At 24.7% G+C, this 16,083-nt stretch carries 22 protein-coding genes; 20 read left to right on the top strand and 2 right to left on the bottom strand.

The window, feature by feature from the left end:
* The 12 genes from ADFLV_RS11220 (at position 1) to ADFLV_RS11165 (ending at position 8,883) form a co-directional block, all read left to right on the top strand.
* Positions 1-1,515 (top strand): hypothetical protein, encoded by a 1,515-nt coding sequence (locus ADFLV_RS11220; protein WP_129011265.1) that lies wholly within the window; start codon positions 1-3, stop codon positions 1,513-1,515.
* Between the two features lie 136 nt (positions 1,516-1,651).
* A complete protein-coding gene (locus tag ADFLV_RS11215; protein WP_129011264.1) occupies positions 1,652-1,852 on the top strand; it encodes a helix-turn-helix transcriptional regulator in 201 nt (66 codons plus the stop codon).
* Positions 1,853-2,006: 154 nt separating this feature from the next.
* Entirely contained in the window at positions 2,007-3,479 is a 1,473-nt protein-coding gene (locus ADFLV_RS11210; RefSeq protein WP_129011263.1) for a primase-helicase family protein, read from the top strand.
* A gap of 137 nt (positions 3,480-3,616) precedes the next feature.
* On the top strand, positions 3,617-4,462 hold the full coding sequence (locus tag ADFLV_RS11205; RefSeq protein WP_129011262.1) for a hypothetical protein: 846 nt from the start codon (positions 3,617-3,619) through the stop codon (positions 4,460-4,462).
* A gap of 131 nt (positions 4,463-4,593) precedes the next feature.
* Positions 4,594-4,806 (top strand): hypothetical protein, encoded by a 213-nt coding sequence (locus ADFLV_RS11200; RefSeq protein WP_129011261.1) that lies wholly within the window; start codon positions 4,594-4,596, stop codon positions 4,804-4,806.
* 113 nt (positions 4,807-4,919) lie between these two features.
* Entirely contained in the window at positions 4,920-5,747 is an 828-nt protein-coding gene (locus tag ADFLV_RS11195) for a DUF932 domain-containing protein (protein WP_129011260.1), read from the top strand.
* Positions 5,748-5,770: 23 nt separating this feature from the next.
* Positions 5,771-6,394 carry a hypothetical protein gene (locus tag ADFLV_RS11190; protein WP_129011259.1) on the top strand — a complete coding sequence of 208 codons (624 nt, stop codon included), beginning with the start codon at positions 5,771-5,773 and terminating at the stop codon, positions 6,392-6,394.
* Positions 6,395-6,407: 13 nt separating this feature from the next.
* Positions 6,408-7,268 (top strand): Rad52/Rad22 family DNA repair protein, encoded by an 861-nt coding sequence (locus ADFLV_RS11185; protein ID WP_129011258.1) that lies wholly within the window; start codon positions 6,408-6,410, stop codon positions 7,266-7,268.
* A gap of 11 nt (positions 7,269-7,279) precedes the next feature.
* Entirely contained in the window at positions 7,280-7,510 is a 231-nt protein-coding gene (locus ADFLV_RS11180; RefSeq protein WP_164968510.1) for a hypothetical protein, read from the top strand.
* Positions 7,511-7,512: 2 nt separating this feature from the next.
* A complete protein-coding gene (locus tag ADFLV_RS11175) occupies positions 7,513-7,809 on the top strand; it encodes a DUF2958 domain-containing protein (protein ID WP_129011257.1) in 297 nt (98 codons plus the stop codon).
* Positions 7,809-7,949 carry a hypothetical protein gene (locus ADFLV_RS11170; RefSeq protein WP_164968509.1) on the top strand — a complete coding sequence of 47 codons (141 nt, stop codon included), beginning with the start codon at positions 7,809-7,811 and terminating at the stop codon, positions 7,947-7,949. The genes ADFLV_RS11175 and ADFLV_RS11170 overlap by 1 nt, the downstream gene beginning before the upstream one ends.
* 331 nt (positions 7,950-8,280) lie before the next feature.
* Positions 8,281-8,883 (top strand): YagK/YfjJ domain-containing protein, encoded by a 603-nt coding sequence (locus ADFLV_RS11165; protein ID WP_228712382.1) that lies wholly within the window; start codon positions 8,281-8,283, stop codon positions 8,881-8,883.
* Positions 8,884-8,901: 18 nt separating this feature from the next.
* On the opposite strand, the gene ADFLV_RS11160 is transcribed toward ADFLV_RS11165, so the two are convergent.
* Entirely contained in the window at positions 8,902-9,162 is a 261-nt protein-coding gene (locus ADFLV_RS11160) for a helix-turn-helix domain-containing protein (protein ID WP_228712381.1), read from the bottom strand.
* Between the two features lie 99 nt (positions 9,163-9,261).
* Between ADFLV_RS11160 and ADFLV_RS11155 the strand changes: the two genes are divergently transcribed.
* The 8 genes from ADFLV_RS11155 to ADFLV_RS11120 all read left to right on the top strand — a co-directional run bounded on the left by ADFLV_RS11155 (position 9,262) and on the right by ADFLV_RS11120 (position 14,404).
* A complete protein-coding gene (locus ADFLV_RS11155; RefSeq protein ID WP_129011255.1) occupies positions 9,262-9,600 on the top strand; it encodes a hypothetical protein in 339 nt (112 codons plus the stop codon).
* Positions 9,601-9,662: 62 nt separating this feature from the next.
* Positions 9,663-10,034, top strand: coding sequence for a hypothetical protein (locus ADFLV_RS11150; protein WP_129011254.1), 372 nt, complete (start codon positions 9,663-9,665; stop codon positions 10,032-10,034).
* Positions 10,031-10,921, top strand: a complete 891-nt coding sequence (locus ADFLV_RS11145) for a hypothetical protein (protein WP_129011253.1) — start codon at positions 10,031-10,033, stop codon at positions 10,919-10,921. Before ADFLV_RS11150 ends, ADFLV_RS11145 begins: the two co-directional genes overlap by 4 nt.
* A gap of 69 nt (positions 10,922-10,990) precedes the next feature.
* Positions 10,991-11,752 carry a hypothetical protein gene (locus ADFLV_RS11140; RefSeq protein ID WP_129011252.1) on the top strand — a complete coding sequence of 254 codons (762 nt, stop codon included), beginning with the start codon at positions 10,991-10,993 and terminating at the stop codon, positions 11,750-11,752.
* A 26-nt stretch (positions 11,753-11,778) separates the two neighbouring features.
* Positions 11,779-11,949: a TFIIB-type zinc ribbon-containing protein gene (locus tag ADFLV_RS11135; RefSeq protein WP_129011251.1), complete on the top strand. Its 171-nt coding sequence runs from the start codon at positions 11,779-11,781 to the stop codon at positions 11,947-11,949.
* Between the two features lie 34 nt (positions 11,950-11,983).
* Positions 11,984-12,742 (top strand): hypothetical protein, encoded by a 759-nt coding sequence (locus ADFLV_RS15250; RefSeq protein WP_129011250.1) that lies wholly within the window; start codon positions 11,984-11,986, stop codon positions 12,740-12,742.
* Positions 12,693-13,541 carry a DUF726 domain-containing protein gene (locus ADFLV_RS11125; protein WP_164968508.1) on the top strand — a complete coding sequence of 283 codons (849 nt, stop codon included), beginning with the start codon at positions 12,693-12,695 and terminating at the stop codon, positions 13,539-13,541. Before ADFLV_RS15250 ends, ADFLV_RS11125 begins: the two co-directional genes overlap by 50 nt.
* Before the next feature lie 107 nt (positions 13,542-13,648).
* Complete coding sequence (locus ADFLV_RS11120; RefSeq protein WP_172658797.1) at positions 13,649-14,404, top strand: hypothetical protein; 756 nt, start codon at positions 13,649-13,651, stop codon at positions 14,402-14,404.
* 171 nt (positions 14,405-14,575) lie between these two features.
* Here the strand turns inward: ADFLV_RS11120 and ADFLV_RS11115 are convergent, their stop codons facing one another.
* Complete coding sequence (locus ADFLV_RS11115) at positions 14,576-15,835, bottom strand: hypothetical protein (protein ID WP_129011247.1); 1,260 nt, start codon at positions 15,833-15,835, stop codon at positions 14,576-14,578.
* Positions 15,836-16,083: the final 248 nt, after the last annotated feature.

Genomic DNA, 16,083 nt, shown 5'->3' with positions numbered 1-16,083 from the left:
ATGTTACAAAAATATATAGATAGTTTACCAGATGATATTGGTGAACAATATTTTGATATTGTTAGAAATTTTTTTTTATGGGAAGATTATAAATATGATATAGAGAAAAATGCAAAAGAAGCTGGTGTTAGAACATTAATGAATGCATTAAAGGAGCATATATCTATTGAAATACCTACACGAGATAATAAAAGATATAAAAATATAGAAGAATTAGAAGAACATAATTTAACTAATAATCTGTTGTTAGAAATGATAATTAGAAATAAGGAATTTAAAAAAATTATTTGGTATCTTGAAGTTGTTGAATCGGGAATCGAAAATAATAGCTTAATAGAAAATGAAAAAAAATATAAAGAACTTCAGTTTATATTAATAAAAAAATTTGGATTTGATGCAAAAGACAAATTGAAATTGATAGCATATCATCCATATATTAATGAAAAAATTGGTGAAGTTTTAGGTAATGTTAATAATGAGAGTTTAATATTAAATCCACCATTTATAAGTGATGTTGATAATGGACTTAGAAGGGTAATAGATTTCTATTTAAAAAAAAATGAGTTATATGTTTTGATACTACCTACAAATTATAAAATCATTAGCAATGAAGATGCTAAAAATATCGATGCAATACGACTTTTTGCAAAAATAATTAGTTCAGTTACAAATGAAGAGGATTATATATTATTATCTGAATATGAAAAAAATCAACAGTATTTTAAGAGGGTTGATAACTTAATCTACTTTTTACCTAAATCAAGAACAGAGAAATTAAATAGTGTGGATGATGATTTTATAGAAAATAATCTAAATTTGTTGGGAATTCCAGTTGTAACTTTTGGAACTAAAAAAGTAGTTTCATTATCAGAGAATCCATTTCCACTAGAACTATTAGATAAAGAATTTGTACTTTCATTATCTGAAGATGAAACACTAGATGCATATTTTAGGGAAACAATAATTAAACCAATTTTGCCAAAACTAAAATTTATTAATTCAAAAAGAGTAACAAGTACTATAAATCCAAATGTATCTTCAGATGAAGTAAATTCAATAATTTTAAATATACAAAACAATGCTACTAAAATTAAGTCATTTTCTGAGATTTTTGATATAGAAATTGAAAAGACAGAAGCAGTTAGGAAATCAAAGAATATAGCATTAAAGAATAAACAAATAAGAAATAAAGATTATGCAGATGCGTTTTACATCTATGATTTATACCATATGATAGGAAACAAGTTTAATAACTTAATTAAAAAATTAGAAGATGAAGCTGCAATAAATATAAAAAAAGTAGAGAAAAGTCCAAACTTTGAAACAAAGGAAAGAAAAAAAGGTGAAAAAGATAAAATTAATAAATTATTAAAAAAGAATTTATCTTTATTTAGTAAAGTATATTTAGATATAGAAATACAAAAAATTACAAATCTTGAGATAAGCAAAATTAGAGGGTTACACTCTCTTATGAAAGAATATATTGAAGAATGTAAGTTTAAAAATATAATTTAGATTAAATTTTCTTTCTTAAAACTCTTCAAGAGAGCCCTTAAAATCAATATTTAGGATAAATTAGTATAATTTATCCTAAATATACTTATCAATTTTTCTTGTACTGTTTCATAAATTAAACTTTCAAAGGAGATTTATGGAACAACTTAAAATAGAAATCCAAAATAGACATAAAAAATTACTGTTAAATAAAAAAGAAGCTTCTCAAGAAATTGGAGTATCAATTTCTACTCTTGATAGACTTAGAAAAGAAGGGTATTTAAGAGAAAAACGAATTGGTGGTGGAATATTTTTTACACTTGATGAAATTGTAAATTTTATAGGAGGTTCAAACTGATGATAAAAAGAACAATACTCTCAAGGAGGGCAATAAATGAATAATAAAAAAGATTTTATTGTGGAGGTGAAATATAAAAATATCTATTAAGAAATGTTTCAAGATTCGTGTTAAGCAATTTGCTTCAAAATTATATTTTAATAGGAGTATAAAAATGAATAATAAAAATTCTTTTAATTATAACAATTGGTTAAAAAATAGTGATAAGTTAGCTTTAAATATTTTAAATATTAGAGGTATCTCTATGTATCTTGATAAAAAAGGATATATAAATTATAGGTTATCGAGAAATGAGCCATATATTATTACAAAAGACTATAAATCTTTGGAAAATATATTTCTAAATATTACAGGAGAGGATTCTGATTTATCGGATTTTAAAGATAAAAATAAATCATCACATGAATATTATATAGGAGAAAAGCTAAAAATAAGTCCAGAAGATTTAAAACTTGTTACAGAGGATATATTTGATCCTTTTAGTAAAGAGGAGTTTATATTACAAAATAATAGTACATATAAGTTAAATAAGTTTAAACCATCAGTTTATATGTTACTAGAGTATGAATTGAAGCAAGAATTGAATTTCCATTTGGAAAATAGTGCCATTGGTAATCTAATTCTTCATGTAGTTAATTATGATAGACAAAGATTATATTGGATAATTAATTGGTTAGCTTATTTCTTTCAAGGACTTAAAAAATCACAAGTAGCTCTTGTTCTTTTAGGAGAACAGGGAGCTGGAAAAGGAATTTTTTTTAATGAAGTAATAAAGCCACTTTTTGGTGAAGATTTTGTAAAAACAATAAATGATAAAAGTTTAAATACAAATTATAAAGGTGCTCTTGTTGAAGATACTATATTTTTTAATCTAGATGAAATTTCTGTTAACAAAAGTTCATCATCTAGTACAAAAAACTTTTTAAAAGCTTTAGTAACTAATACAAGTATTACAGCTGAAAAAAAGTTTAAAAATTTAGAAAAAGAGACAGCTATTTATGGTCAAGTTTTAATTACTTCAAATGAATTATATGCTTTAGAAATTGAGCCTAGCGACAGAAGGTTCACTGTGTTTAGTACAGGTGGTAATTTATCTCATTGTAATTTTTTAGGTTTTGGAAGCTATGAAGCTTTGTCCGCTTCTATAAAAAATGAGCTAGAATTATTTGCTGTGTATCTTAAAAATTATCAAATTAATAACAAGTATGCCAATACAGCTTTGAATACTCCTGAAAAAGATGATTTGATTTATAAATATCAAACATCAAAAAATCCACAAAGAGTAATAAAGCTAACAAAAATCCAACAAAATATAATTGAGTTTGCAGAAGCAATAAAATTAAGAAACTATAGTCTTTTTAATACGATAGTTGATAGTAGTAAAATAAAATTAAGAAATGAAATAATTTTTGATTTACAACATAATATTTTTAGAGTTGAAAATTTGCTTCCTGCATTTAAAACTCTTTATGGTTCAAGAAATTTTAGTACAAATTCAGAATTATTAAGAGAGTTGCAAAAATTTAATTTTAACTTATTTTCTACTCAAAATATTCAATATTTTCTAATAGAAGATGAACAAAAAGAGTGTTTCGTTTTAGTACCATTTTATTTAAAGGATCTATAAAATGGATGAAATCAAATCAAAAAAGAGTTCAAGTTTGAACTCTTTAGAACAAAATAGACTACTTGTTATAAGTACGAAATATATTACGATAACGTGTTATAACGCGTTATATCAAAACAAACGACAGGGGATAAAATATGAAAGATAACAAAATACAAAATTGGCTAGAGAATGCCTTTAATGCAAGAGATAATGAGGAAACTATATTTATTAGAGATTTAAGCATTTATTATGTTAATAAACCTCTCTATTCAAAAATTGATTTTATAAAATTAAATTATAAAGATACAGATTATAGTGTAAAATTTAAAAATTCAATTATACCAATTACTAATAATATTGATGCTTTCCCAAATTTAATTAAAAAAAGTATTAAAGATGGATTTATTTTTATAGAAGATGAAGATAGTATAAAAAAATTAATTTTTGCTATTGAAACAAAAAACATTACTATTTGTAATGAAATAAAATATAGTTTAGTAAAACCAATTAATTTAGAGAAAATACTCAAATATAGTAGAGAAAATCTTAGAAAATTTATAGATGATAGAGAGAATATTTTAAAATCTATAAATGATAAATATATTAAATTTAATAAAGAAGATTTGGAATATTTTTTAGAAGTCTATTACAAAAGAAATATTTTAATCGCAGCTTTTATACAAAAATTATATAGGTTGGTTAATGTAAATTTTTTAGTAAGTGAGAAAAAAATAGGAGAAATACTAAGTAATATATTAAATATTTCAAGTAAAACAGTAACTCTTAAATATATAGGAGTAATAGGAGGTACTAAAAAAAATGGGAATATTAGAGTTTATGATTTAAATTTCAATCAAACAGAACTAAATATAAAAATAAAAATAGCTACAAATTTATTAAAACTAAATTTAAAGGAATTAGATATTAAAAAAATATCTAAAAATACTGACCTATCGATAAACCAAATAGAAAAAATTTACAAAAAGATTTTTATAAAATAGTGGCTTTGAGATTACTCTCAAAGCCACTATTTTTATTTAAAATCTTCACTTCCAAAAACATTCAATCACATATCATTTTTATAGACAAGAGCGAATAAGCACTTGTAAATTAAAGACTATGAGGAGATGAAATGAGAAGATTAAATCGTTCTATAGATAGTGTCTCTACTATTCCAAAAACAATTAATCAAAAGTTAGTGAATAGCTATAGAACTAAACTTTTTTTAAAAATAAAAGATAGTTTTGAGAGAAATAAAAAATCTTTAAAAAATGATGAGTTTCTTTTTATAACTGTTTTAAAACCAATGAATAATTTTTGGTTTAGACCAATTCAAGGAGCTTAAAATGTCACCATTAGCAGTATTAACAGTAGTTATAGCAGTTGCATCAGCAGTTAAAGATGTAATCAAAGATTTAGAAGATTAATTAAAAAAATAAAAATAAAAAAGGAAAACCCATGTCAGTAAACCCAATAAAACCCCTAAATAATAATGAATTAAGAAGTAAAGCACCAACTTTATTTACAAATGAACCACACTTTGATGTAAGTGATAAATATCACTTTATCCCAACTATTGATGTAATTGAAGAAATTAGACTTCATAACTGGTATCCAGTTAATGTAAATGTAGCAAATGTAAGAGACAATGAAAAAGAAGGCTTCCAACAGCATTGCGTTAGATTCAGGCATTTTGAAGATTTACTTAATCCAAAAGATAATGCAGTTGAACTTTTACTTTTTAACTCTCATGATAGAACTAAAGCTTTTTCAATCAGTGCAGGTATTTTTAGATTTGTTTGTGCAAATGGATTAGTTATCTCTGATAATGTATTTGAAGCTTATAAAATTAAACATCTTGGAGAAAGAGATAATGATGTAGCTAATGCAGTTGCTAATATCACCTCTATTAAAGATAAACTTATGCAAAAAATAGAAAAATTAGAATCAATTAAACTAAATCAAAATGAAAAAGAATCCTTCGCAAAATCTTCAATTCCTCTTCGATTTGAAGAACACCTTGAAATTAACCATAAAGATTTATTAATTCCCCATAGAATGCAAGATTATAAAGATGACCTTTACACAGTTCTAAATGTAATACAAGAGAATCTAATAAGAGGAAATATTCAAGGAATAAATAAAGATACAAAAAGAAGATTTACAAGTAAAGAAATCACTTCTATAAGTAAAGATACCCAAGTTAATAAAGGACTTTGGGATATTGCTGAAAAAATAGCACAAATTAAAGATTCAGATTATAACTCTATGGCATTAGCTGCTTAATAAAAAACAAAAAGGAATAATCAATGAAATTAGTAAATTACCAATTACAAACCCAAATAGAATACCTTAGTGAGAATAAAATAAATTCTCACTTCAAAGATTATCTAAAATCAGTTTTACAAGATACAACAAAGCCATACTATCAAAGAGCAGATTATATTGGATTATCTCTAAATGAAATCAAATCAAAGATTGATACCCTCTCATCTGATATATCTGAACTTCAAGCTTTAAAGAAAAAGTTATCAAATGCTTTAGAAATCGCCAAAGTTCAAGTAGCTGAAATCTTCCTAGCAAATGGAATTGATAGAATTGATGGAAATATAATTAGTTCTTTAACACTAACAAACCCAACAACTAAAACAAAAGATGAAATCATCATCAAAAATGAAGATGCACTAATTAACTTAGGCTATGTGAAATTTTCAGTTGATTTAGAAGCTGTAGAAAAAGCTTTAAAAACTAAAGAGGGAAAAAAAGAGTTAAAGAAATTTGTAGAAGTTACACCAATTACAATTTCATCTCCAGCAAAAATAAAAGTTAATATAAAAAGAACATCTGTAAATAATACTCAAACTGTAGAAACCGATGAAATTTTGGTTATTGAGCAAGAAATAGAAAATGAAGATGAAAAATTAGTAGCATAAGGAGGAAATTATAATGTTTAATAAAAATCAAATAGAAGTTCTAAACAAAGAACTAGATAGTAATAGAATAAAAACAAGAGAAAAAGGAAATGTATCTTTATCCTATATAGAGGGATTTGATGTGATTGAAACAGCAAATATAATTTTTGGATATGGAAATTGGTCTTATTTAATCTCATCTTTAAATCAAGTAAGCCAAGAACAAAATCATAATCAAAACTTTGTAGTTTGCTATAAAGCTGTTGTAAAACTAATAATAAAAGATGAAAATCATACAAAATCAATTTCAAGACAAGATGTAGGATTTGGAAATGGAGTTGCAAAAACTCTAGCTGATGCACATGAAAACGCAGGAAAAGAAGCTGTAACAGATGCACTTAAACGAGCCATGAGAAGCTTTGGTAATCAGTTTGGAAATAGTCTTTATGATAAAACAAGAAATCATCAAAATCAAGATAGTTCTTATCAAGCTAATCAAAATCAACAGCAAAAACCAAACTATAATCAAAGCCATTCTACTAATACAAACTTTAAAGGTGTTGGAAATCAGCAACAAACAGCTAGACAAAATCAGACTCAAAATCAAACAACACAACAGCAAGTGCAAAATCAAAATAGTAGAAATGTAAATCAAAATCCAAATAATCAGCATAATAATCCACCACAACAAAACTCTTTTCAAAACAATCAATCATTCGACCAGTATGAATATCAACCACTTTACAATCTAGGACTTGATGTAATCGAGCAAAATGGATTTTTAGTTGTAACTGGAAATAACCAATACGCATATAAAGATGCTATTAAAGCTTGTGGGTTTAGATTTGATAGTGCGTCTAAGAGCTGGTATAAGCCAGTTGAAAGTGCTGCTTAAAAGTAATGCTTATGAAAAACTATCTATTTTATACCCAAGATGGCTTTACCTATGATAACTCCCATAAGCTAACTAATAATATGCAACTTCTAGGTAATGGAAGAGGTAAAAATCTAAATGAAGCATTTGAAAACTTTAAAGAAAATCAATCTTATTTGCTCTGCTTTGATTATGAAAATGTAATAGCTATTAGAACAGTTTCTAACACAATAATGAATTTAAAACTAAAAGGAAATAAATAAAAATGGAATTAATACCAAAAAACCTATTAAATCGTATTCCAAAACTTTATGAAACAGAAGAACAGAACAATCCAATAGCCTATGTAAAGCTATTTTTAGAGGGTTGGACTTGGTTTATTACTGAAATTTCAATAGATAATAATATCTGCTTTGGATATGTAATCTCTCCCTTTGGAGCTGAACTTGGATACTTTTCACTAGAAGAGATTAAAAGTATAAAAGGAAGTCTTGGACTTGGTGTTGAAAGGGATTTATCTTTTAAACCTACTAGATTATCAGTAATTAAAAAGGCTTCTTAATGTTAAAAAATGAATACATTTATAAAGAATCCAAAAATAACTTCAAAGGTTGGACAAAAGAGGGATTAAATTTCTTGCAAAAATATTACCAAAATATCAAAGATAAAAAGGAGAGAAAACGAATTAGAAAGATTTTATAGAAATTGAACAGAAAATAAAATAGCCTAAACCTCAAAGGGTTTGGGTTGTGGATAGATTTTCTTTTTTCTTTTTCCATAACTTTGTATATTGTAAATACAATTATTAAAGATAATAAAACAACCATAATATAGAATGTATACATCATTATGGAATAGTGAAATAATTTAGGTTTTAATGTTATAAGTAATATTAATAAATATATAAGTAATTATAAATATTATATTAGTAGATACCAAGATAAGTAATAGATACCTTTATAATCATTAATTTATTGATCACTCTGTATTCAAAACTTTATATGAATAAAAATATAAATATAAAGGATTGAAAATGAAAGAAAACAAAAAAACTAACCAAAGATTGGAAAGTACAAAAAAGTATATAGATGACTTATCAAAAAATTATTCAAGATTGAATATGGTTAGGGTAGATTTAGGTTATAAAAAAGAACATAAGGATAATGTAACTTTAGAAGAGGCTAATAAGAATTTTAAAACAATGTTAAATAATAAAAGATCGAAACCAACAGTATTTGAAGGAATGGTTGGTTATGTGGCAAAAAAAGAAGTAGGAGAAGATAAAGGAGTTCATTTTCATATGTTAGCAATCTATGATGGTCAAAAAGTTAGGGAGGATGTTACAAAAGGTAAAAAAATAGGAGAGTATTGGAAAGATAACATTGCAAAGGGTAGGGGAATTTATCACAATTGTAATCAAAACGATTATAAAGAAAATAAGGCTATTGGAGTGATAGAGTATAATGATGAAAATAAAAGAAAGCTTTTTGATGAAAAAGTATTAACTTATTTGTGTAAAGATGAACAAAGTATAGACTCTTTAAAAACAAATACTAAAGATAGAGCTTTTACAAGGGGTATTGCACCTAAGAATAAAAGTAATGTAGGAAGACCAAGAAGTGTAGATAAGAATTAAAGAGTAAAAATTAAAATATTAACTTTCATATTTTTTAAAAAATTCACAAATATCAACTTCAAGAACATATGCTATTTTTAGTAAATGTTCTATATTAAAATGATTGTTTTTGTGATTTATTTCTGCACAAGATATTATACTAACTGATTTATGACCAATTCGGTGAGCTAAATCTAATTGACTTATGCCTTTTTCTTTTCTTATTTTTTTCACATTTTGACCAATAATTTTATGAAAATCATCTATGTAAGTATCATTCATATCGTAGATATGTTTCAATTCGAACCTTTTTAACTTGTAGTAGCAAGTTTTAAGTTTATTAGGTTAAAATTATTTTTACAACTTGTAATAACAAGAGAAATTACAAAAGGGAAATAAATGAAAAAAATTAATTCTTTAATTTTAGGGATAATTAGTCTTAGTTTTATTGGGTGTAGTAGTACACCAAAATGTTCAGATGCAGTAACAAAAGATTTAGTTATAGATATTGCAAAAAATGAACTTAAAGAACAAGGTTTAAATTCTTTAATATCTAAATTGCAGTTTGAAATAGAGGCAATAAGAACAACTAAACATGATAAAAGTATTGATAGATATGAATGTGCTGCTAATTTTAAAATGATTGGTAATGATGATTTACGTACTTTGCCTATAACTTATACTGTTGAGAGTACAGATAAAAAAGATGAATTTTATGTAGATGTATATGGTTTTTAGTATTGTAAAAAAATATTTTTTATAGATATTGTTTATTAATAAAAATTGCACAAGGAATTAAAATGAAAATTGAGATGACTAATCCAAAAACTGGAGAAGTAAAAGAAATTAAAGTAGGATGGAGCTGGATATTATTTCTATTTTCTAGTTTCTTTGGATTACCATTATTTTTAAGAAGGTTATATATTTGGGGAGGAATACTATTATCTCTAGGGATTGTTTATATTATTGCTCCTTCAATGATGTATGATGAAGAAGAATCATTGGGATTGATTATTGTATTAAATTTAGTTTTCTTAGGTTTACAAATTTGGTTAGGAATAAAAGGTAATGAAATGACAGCTAAAAACTATTTAGAATTAGGATGGCATTTTACAAATCCCAATAGTGATGAAGTGAAATTTGCAAAAGGAAAATGGGGGATAAATATATGAATAAGTTACTAATTTTAGTATTGTTAATAGGTAGTTTGTTTGCAGATGATAAATTAGGTAATTTGAAAAATGCTGCAAATAGTTTATTTACAAAAGATAAATGGGATATTGTAAAAACTAAGGAAATTTCGGTATACACTTTAAAAAATACTAAAGATGAAAGCCTTATGCTTACTTGTGATAAAGAAATTGCATTGATAGGTTTATTGGGTAGTGATAATAAAAGTTATACTACTGATAATATTACTGTATCTTTAAATGGTAAAAAATCGACAATTTTTCCAACTATGATATATAAAAATATATCATCAGAAGAAGAAACACATAATTTTAACTATTTTTTACATGAGCTAACAGATGCAAATAATATCTTTGTTAAAGCTGAAAATAATATGTTTATGTTTACTCCTAAGAACTCAAAAGATTTAATTAATGTTTTTGAAGATTGTTACAGTAAATCAAGTTCTGAAGAGAAGGAAAATATACAAACAAATAATCAAGTTTCAGAATCTAAAGATTTTTGGGAAAATGGATGGCATCAAGGGAATTCACTGTATCACATATCTAATAAGAATAATAGTAGATTAGAAATCGCTTGTAACTTTGAAGGTGGAAGTATTAATTTAATGGATTCTGAAATTGGATTAGGAGGAGTTATTAATGTAATTTTTGATGGTGAAAGAAAAATAATTACACCAACTCATATTAGCATAGATGAAAGAACAAGTAGTGATGATACAGCTTGGAGTAATTTTATGTATTGGTTACAAAATTCTAAACATTTTGTAATAGAGGCTGAAAATGGTAAAAAATATACTTTTGAGCCAGTAAATTCTCAAAAAATATTAGAAGGTATTGTTGAGAGTTGTACGGAATATACAATGTAAAAGTTTATTAATAAAAAAGAAATCATTATTTAGAGAAATAAAAATATTAAAATAGAAAAAGGATAAAAAATGAAAAAAAGTATATCAATAATACTATTTTTTTGTAGTGTATTAATTGCAGATGTGTGGCAGAGTAGTAATATTCAGGGAACTAATATATTCTCAATCAAAAATGAAAAAAACCAAGTATTTGAAATTAGTTGTAACAAAAAACAAAGTTCAGTTTTATTAAAAGATTCTATAGGAAAAATAAATCCAACGAATGTGTATGCTATTATGTCTATTGATAATGTAAGAAGAACATTTGCTTCTCCTCTTAATGTAAAAAATATAGATGATATTTCGAATTGGAATGAAATATTAAAATATTTACAAACAGCAGATAGATTTTATGTAGCTTCATCTATAGGAGGTTTTTATTTTGAGCCAACAAATTCTACAAGTGAGCTTAATAATTTATTAACTATATGTACTCAATTTATATCTAATTCTAAGAATAATTCATCAAAGAAAAATAATTTACCACTTATTAAACCAGAAAATCCAATGGAAATTTATGTAAAAACAAGTAAAACACCTAAAAATGCTCTTTTTGAAATAAATTCTTTAGATGCAAATTTAACAATAAATAATGTAATTGTTAATGGAGGAAATTGTGAAACAGATTTAATGCCTATAATAAGAAAAAATAGGATAATAAATAAAGTTCCAAAGTATCCATTAGAATTAGATAAATTTGATTCTTTAGAGGTAATGGCATGGGAATGTAAACGTATATTAGAAATACAAATTGAGACAAATTATGGCTCATATTTCTATACTTTAAATTAGTAATACAATCTAAGGAGTATAGATTTATGGCTATTCAACCAAATCCATATAAACTAGTATGTCCAAATTGTGGTTCTAGCAAAATTGTTGCTCCTCGAAGTGATGCTTTTAGTCCTAAAGATTTAATAGCGATGAGTCCAGTTTGTTCAAAGTGTGGAAATAAAATGGAAAGAAAAAATATTGATAAATTTATTTAATATACTTATCAATTATATATAAGGATAAATTAATATGTTAAGTAATTTAAAGAAAAAAGCAGAAGAGATTGCTAAAAAAGCCAAAGAAGCTGTAGAAAATACTTCAGATTCAATTAAAGAAAATATTCCAAATCAAATATTAGATAATGTAAATGATATTGCAAATAAAACCAAAAAAGCAGCTCAAGATAATCTTGAAAGTATGTCTGATAAATTTTTAGATTCAGGATTAGAACAAATAAAAAGTTATTGTTCATGGTGCTTTGAAATTCATACTTGTACACTAAAAGAAAAGAATAATTTATCTAGAAATATTTATATTTGTGATGGCTGCGGACATGAAATTGTTAAATGTAGAGCGTGTAATAATAAAGCAAAATATTCAGAGCTTAAAGATGAAAATATTGGTATGTGGTCTAATAATTTTTGTGCTGTTCATGAAGGACAAATTGCAAAATTTGAATCTCTAAATTGGTCTTTAGAAAGTATAGGTGAGTATCGTGATATTGTTGAAAGAACGGAACTAAATTACAAAAAGATTGGAACTACAGCTGCTTTTACTCTTGGGGGAGCAGCTGTAATAGCTCCCCTTGCTTTCTTGGCGGCACCAGCTATAGGTGGTGCTATAGGAGCTAGTAGTATTTTAGGATATTCTGGTGCAGCTGCAACAAATGCAGGATTGGCAACCCTTGGAGGAGGTGCATTAGCAGCTGGAGGGTTTGGAATGGCAGGAGGAGTTGCTGTTGTTACCTGGAAGTGCTTTAGGTGGTCGTTATGGAGCAGTTATATCTAATAGTTATTTTGGGGATATTGATGGATTTGAAATAGTAAAAATCAAGCCAGGTATTGAACCAATCATTATTTGTATTGATGGTTTTTTAAATGAAGAAAATAAAAATGCAACTCAACCTTGGATTGATGGATTAGAAGAAAAATATAAAAAAAACACTATTTATTATGTTAAATGGGAATCAAAAAGATTAATGAGTTTAGTAACTTCATTTGGTCAGGTAATAAGTAGTGAAGGTTTAAAGAATACTACTCTTAAAGCTACTTTATCTGCTTCAAAGGCTGTTGCTACAAAAGTTGCACCTTTAGGTTTAGCTATTCAAACTTTAGGATTAGCAACAAATCCATGGTCGGTTGCAAGTATAAAAGCATACCAAACAGGAGCATTATTAGCTGATATTATAGCAAGAACAGATAAAGAGTATATTTTGATTGGACATTCTCTAGGAGCTAGAGTTATTTATTCATGTTTAGCCTCTTTAAAAACCAAAGATAAATATTTTATTAAAGATGTTCATCTTCTAGGTGGAGCCGTTGATAAAAATTGTGAAAATGATGATAGTAGAGTATGTTGGAGTGAACTCCATAATAGTGTAAGTGGTAAGATAAGAAACTATTATAGTAAAAATGATACGGTTCTACAAACACTTTACAAAGTAGGAGAAGGAGTTAAATTTGAATTTGGAGATCCCATTGGTAGACATCCTATAGAAAATGAAAAAATTGATAATATTGATGTAACAGAATATATAAAAGGACACACAGAATATAAACAAAATTTAAACAAAATTTTACAAGTATAAAAAATTATTTATTATATTGGATAATATCAATAATTATGTAATCTTTTTATTAAAATATATTTCTTTTTGCTAAAATTCCTAAAATATTTTAAAATAGGAGTTTTAGTATGTTAAATATACTTAGAGAAAAAAATTTTGCAAAAAAAATTTTGCTTTTTTCTTTTATAGGTACATTATTTTTTTTCTTGTTCTTGATATATTTACCTTTCCCAAACATAAATAAAAATATATTTATATTGTTCAACATAATAGTATTAGTAGTTTTATATATTATAATAATTAAAGTAGAACTGAATAAATGGTTAGGAAATAATATAAATTATTTAAAAAGAATCTTAATATTGATGTTAGGATTATCTTTTATTACTATTCTTCTTTCTACAATTTATATGGATTATAGAGAATCTATTAAAAATGTTATTAGTTTTAGTATGTTATTTGTAAGTAGTATATTTATTTTTATGTTTAAAACAAATACCAAAGAAGATATAAATTTATCAATAAATGCATTAAAAATGTTTGCGTCAGTTATTGTATTAATGTCTATAATGCTTTATATTACAACAAAAGATATTATTATGTTAAATACAGAAGGATATAAACTAAAAATAGAAAATTCATTGAATGATAAAGAAAAATTACTTGAAGAACATGAAAAATTTGTGAAATCTGTTTCAAATTTATTTTTACCCAAAGAAATAAAATTTATAGAAACAATAGAAGATGAAAAAATAAATAAAAGAGAATTTATGTATATTATCAATATTGCTTCTAGTGTAATTCTAATTACAATAATTATTTGTATTTTACAAATAATTAATAATACAACATTATTGACTGATAGAGGTAAATATAAAAAATAATTATATTTATAAATATTTTAAGAGTATTAAAAGTTGATAAGAACAAATGAAAATATAGGTTAATCCAAACAATAAGTTTTGATGATTTAAATTTACTTTTTGAAAGTTAAGATATTTTACTAGAGAAAAGCTCTCTAGTAAAAAATTTATTTATTTTTTCTACGCATATTATTAAATATTTTTTGAGTTTTTATACATATTCAAAAAATTAAAAATCTCATCAGTGATTTTCTCTATACTATTGCATATATTGTGATGAGTTAAGTAAATATCAGTATCCTCAATATCTTCCATCATATCAAAATAATCTTTTTTTTCTTTTTTTAATAACTCTATAAATAGCTTTTCTTTAATGATATTCTTATTATATTTATTTCCCAAATTATAAAAATAAACACAGTTATCAATAATGATCTCTTTAATAGTTTTATTATTAGTAATTTCAATTTGTTTTAAAGGAGTTCTCATGTATTCCATTATTGAAATGGTATAATTAATATCTTCAAGAGTTTCTCCAATATCTTCAGTTCCACTTTTTATAAAAGAACTTAAAATCTGTTGATTTTCCCAATCATAAACTCTTGCTAAATCTTCAAGTTTATTAATATCTTTTTTAGAAATTAATATGGTACTTTGTTTTAAACAATTCTCAAAAAATTCAATATCCTTTAAAGTACCAAAATTAAAAATATAGTCTAAAAAATTGATGATTACTTTATCAGCTAAATCACTTGAATAACTATCAACTATTAAAGAATTATTAATTATTTTTATATCAATATAAGAGAGCATAGACCAATTTTTTGTTAAATGGATATAATTATTTAACTTATCATTATTTTCATACCAAATTGGCTCAAAAAAGCTCTTATATTTATTTAGGATATTAAATGCTATTTTTATTAAACTATCTTTAGATATTTTAGAAATAGTAATGTAAGTTTTATATACTTCAATTCCATAAGAATTCAAATATCTATTTATTTCTATTTTTTCTTTACTTCTTAAAGTTAAGCCTTTTTTATTAAATACAAAATTGAATTCAAATTTGTTAGATGGTACACTTAAAATATAAGTTTTTTCAATCCCAAATTTTTTTATAAACTCATCTTTAATTAAAAAAAGCTTCTTTAAAACTGAATCATTTTCATTTATTTGTATTTTTAAATCTTTAGAATTTAATTTATCAAAACTAGCTTTCATAGAATGATGATTTTGATAACCTAAAGATTTAGCTATTACATTCAATATTTTACTATGTTGAATTTCTAAAATATTCTTGAGACTTTTAGCTAACAACTTAAGTGAATCGTAATTAACTAAAATAGCTTCATTAACTATTTTAAACATTTTATCTTTAATAACAACATCTTTTATTTGTAACTGATTTATTATAGAATTTATCATTCTATCTTTTTGCTGAGGGTCCATTGTGTATGTCCTTGTAATTTAATCTTTTAGAACAATATATTTAGAATAATTCTCTCTACCTAAGTTTGTTCCTTTATTAAAAAACAAAACATAGTTTGTATAATAAACATTTTAGCATACCAAAAAGGTGAGAATGTCAAGCCAGTTTATAAAGGCTTGATGATTTTAATATTTTATTTATTAATTTTAAATTAACATAAATGTTTATTCTCAGAAATTGCTTATCAATAATTGTAAATAAATATTAA

It is taken from the genome of Arcobacter defluvii, assembly GCF_013201725.1.
In the GTDB taxonomy this organism is placed as follows: Bacteria; Campylobacterota; Campylobacteria; order Campylobacterales; family Arcobacteraceae; genus Aliarcobacter; species Aliarcobacter defluvii.
The sequence above is the reverse complement of the archived record's forward strand: the minus strand, read 5'-3'. Positions and strand labels throughout refer to the sequence as shown.

What these genes read in the sequence shown, in the direction of transcription:
- ADFLV_RS11190 (WP_129011259.1), top strand. Translation starts at nt 5,771, where the DNA reads ATGAAATTAGTAAATTACCAATTACAAACCCAAATAGAATACCTTAGT.
- ADFLV_RS11215 (WP_129011264.1), top strand. Translation starts at nt 1,652, where the DNA reads ATGGAACAACTTAAAATAGAAATCCAAAATAGACATAAAAAATTACTG.
- ADFLV_RS11200 (WP_129011261.1), top strand. Translation starts at nt 4,594, where the DNA reads ATGAGAAGATTAAATCGTTCTATAGATAGTGTCTCTACTATTCCAAAA.
- ADFLV_RS11150 (WP_129011254.1), top strand. Translation starts at nt 9,663, where the DNA reads ATGAAAATTGAGATGACTAATCCAAAAACTGGAGAAGTAAAAGAAATT.
- ADFLV_RS11195 (WP_129011260.1), top strand. Translation starts at nt 4,920, where the DNA reads ATGTCAGTAAACCCAATAAAACCCCTAAATAATAATGAATTAAGAAGT.
- ADFLV_RS11145 (WP_129011253.1), top strand. Translation starts at nt 10,031, where the DNA reads ATGAATAAGTTACTAATTTTAGTATTGTTAATAGGTAGTTTGTTTGCA.
- ADFLV_RS11185 (WP_129011258.1), top strand. Translation starts at nt 6,408, where the DNA reads ATGTTTAATAAAAATCAAATAGAAGTTCTAAACAAAGAACTAGATAGT.
- ADFLV_RS11175 (WP_129011257.1), top strand. Translation starts at nt 7,513, where the DNA reads ATGGAATTAATACCAAAAAACCTATTAAATCGTATTCCAAAACTTTAT.
- ADFLV_RS11140 (WP_129011252.1), top strand. Translation starts at nt 10,991, where the DNA reads ATGAAAAAAAGTATATCAATAATACTATTTTTTTGTAGTGTATTAATT.
- ADFLV_RS11165 (WP_228712382.1), top strand. Translation starts at nt 8,281, where the DNA reads ATGAAAGAAAACAAAAAAACTAACCAAAGATTGGAAAGTACAAAAAAG.
- ADFLV_RS11180 (WP_164968510.1), top strand. Translation starts at nt 7,280, where the DNA reads ATGAAAAACTATCTATTTTATACCCAAGATGGCTTTACCTATGATAAC.
- ADFLV_RS11210 (WP_129011263.1), top strand. Translation starts at nt 2,007, where the DNA reads ATGAATAATAAAAATTCTTTTAATTATAACAATTGGTTAAAAAATAGT.
- ADFLV_RS11135 (WP_129011251.1), top strand. Translation starts at nt 11,779, where the DNA reads ATGGCTATTCAACCAAATCCATATAAACTAGTATGTCCAAATTGTGGT.
- ADFLV_RS11155 (WP_129011255.1), top strand. Translation starts at nt 9,262, where the DNA reads ATGAAAAAAATTAATTCTTTAATTTTAGGGATAATTAGTCTTAGTTTT.
- ADFLV_RS11120 (WP_172658797.1), top strand. Translation starts at nt 13,649, where the DNA reads ATGTTAAATATACTTAGAGAAAAAAATTTTGCAAAAAAAATTTTGCTT.
- ADFLV_RS11115 (WP_129011247.1), bottom strand. Translation starts at nt 15,835, where the DNA reads ATGGACCCTCAGCAAAAAGATAGAATGATAAATTCTATAATAAATCAG.
- ADFLV_RS11220 (WP_129011265.1), top strand. Translation starts at nt 1, where the DNA reads ATGTTACAAAAATATATAGATAGTTTACCAGATGATATTGGTGAACAA.
- ADFLV_RS15250 (WP_129011250.1), top strand. Translation starts at nt 11,984, where the DNA reads ATGTTAAGTAATTTAAAGAAAAAAGCAGAAGAGATTGCTAAAAAAGCC.
- ADFLV_RS11170 (WP_164968509.1), top strand. Translation starts at nt 7,809, where the DNA reads ATGTTAAAAAATGAATACATTTATAAAGAATCCAAAAATAACTTCAAA.
- ADFLV_RS11205 (WP_129011262.1), top strand. Translation starts at nt 3,617, where the DNA reads ATGAAAGATAACAAAATACAAAATTGGCTAGAGAATGCCTTTAATGCA.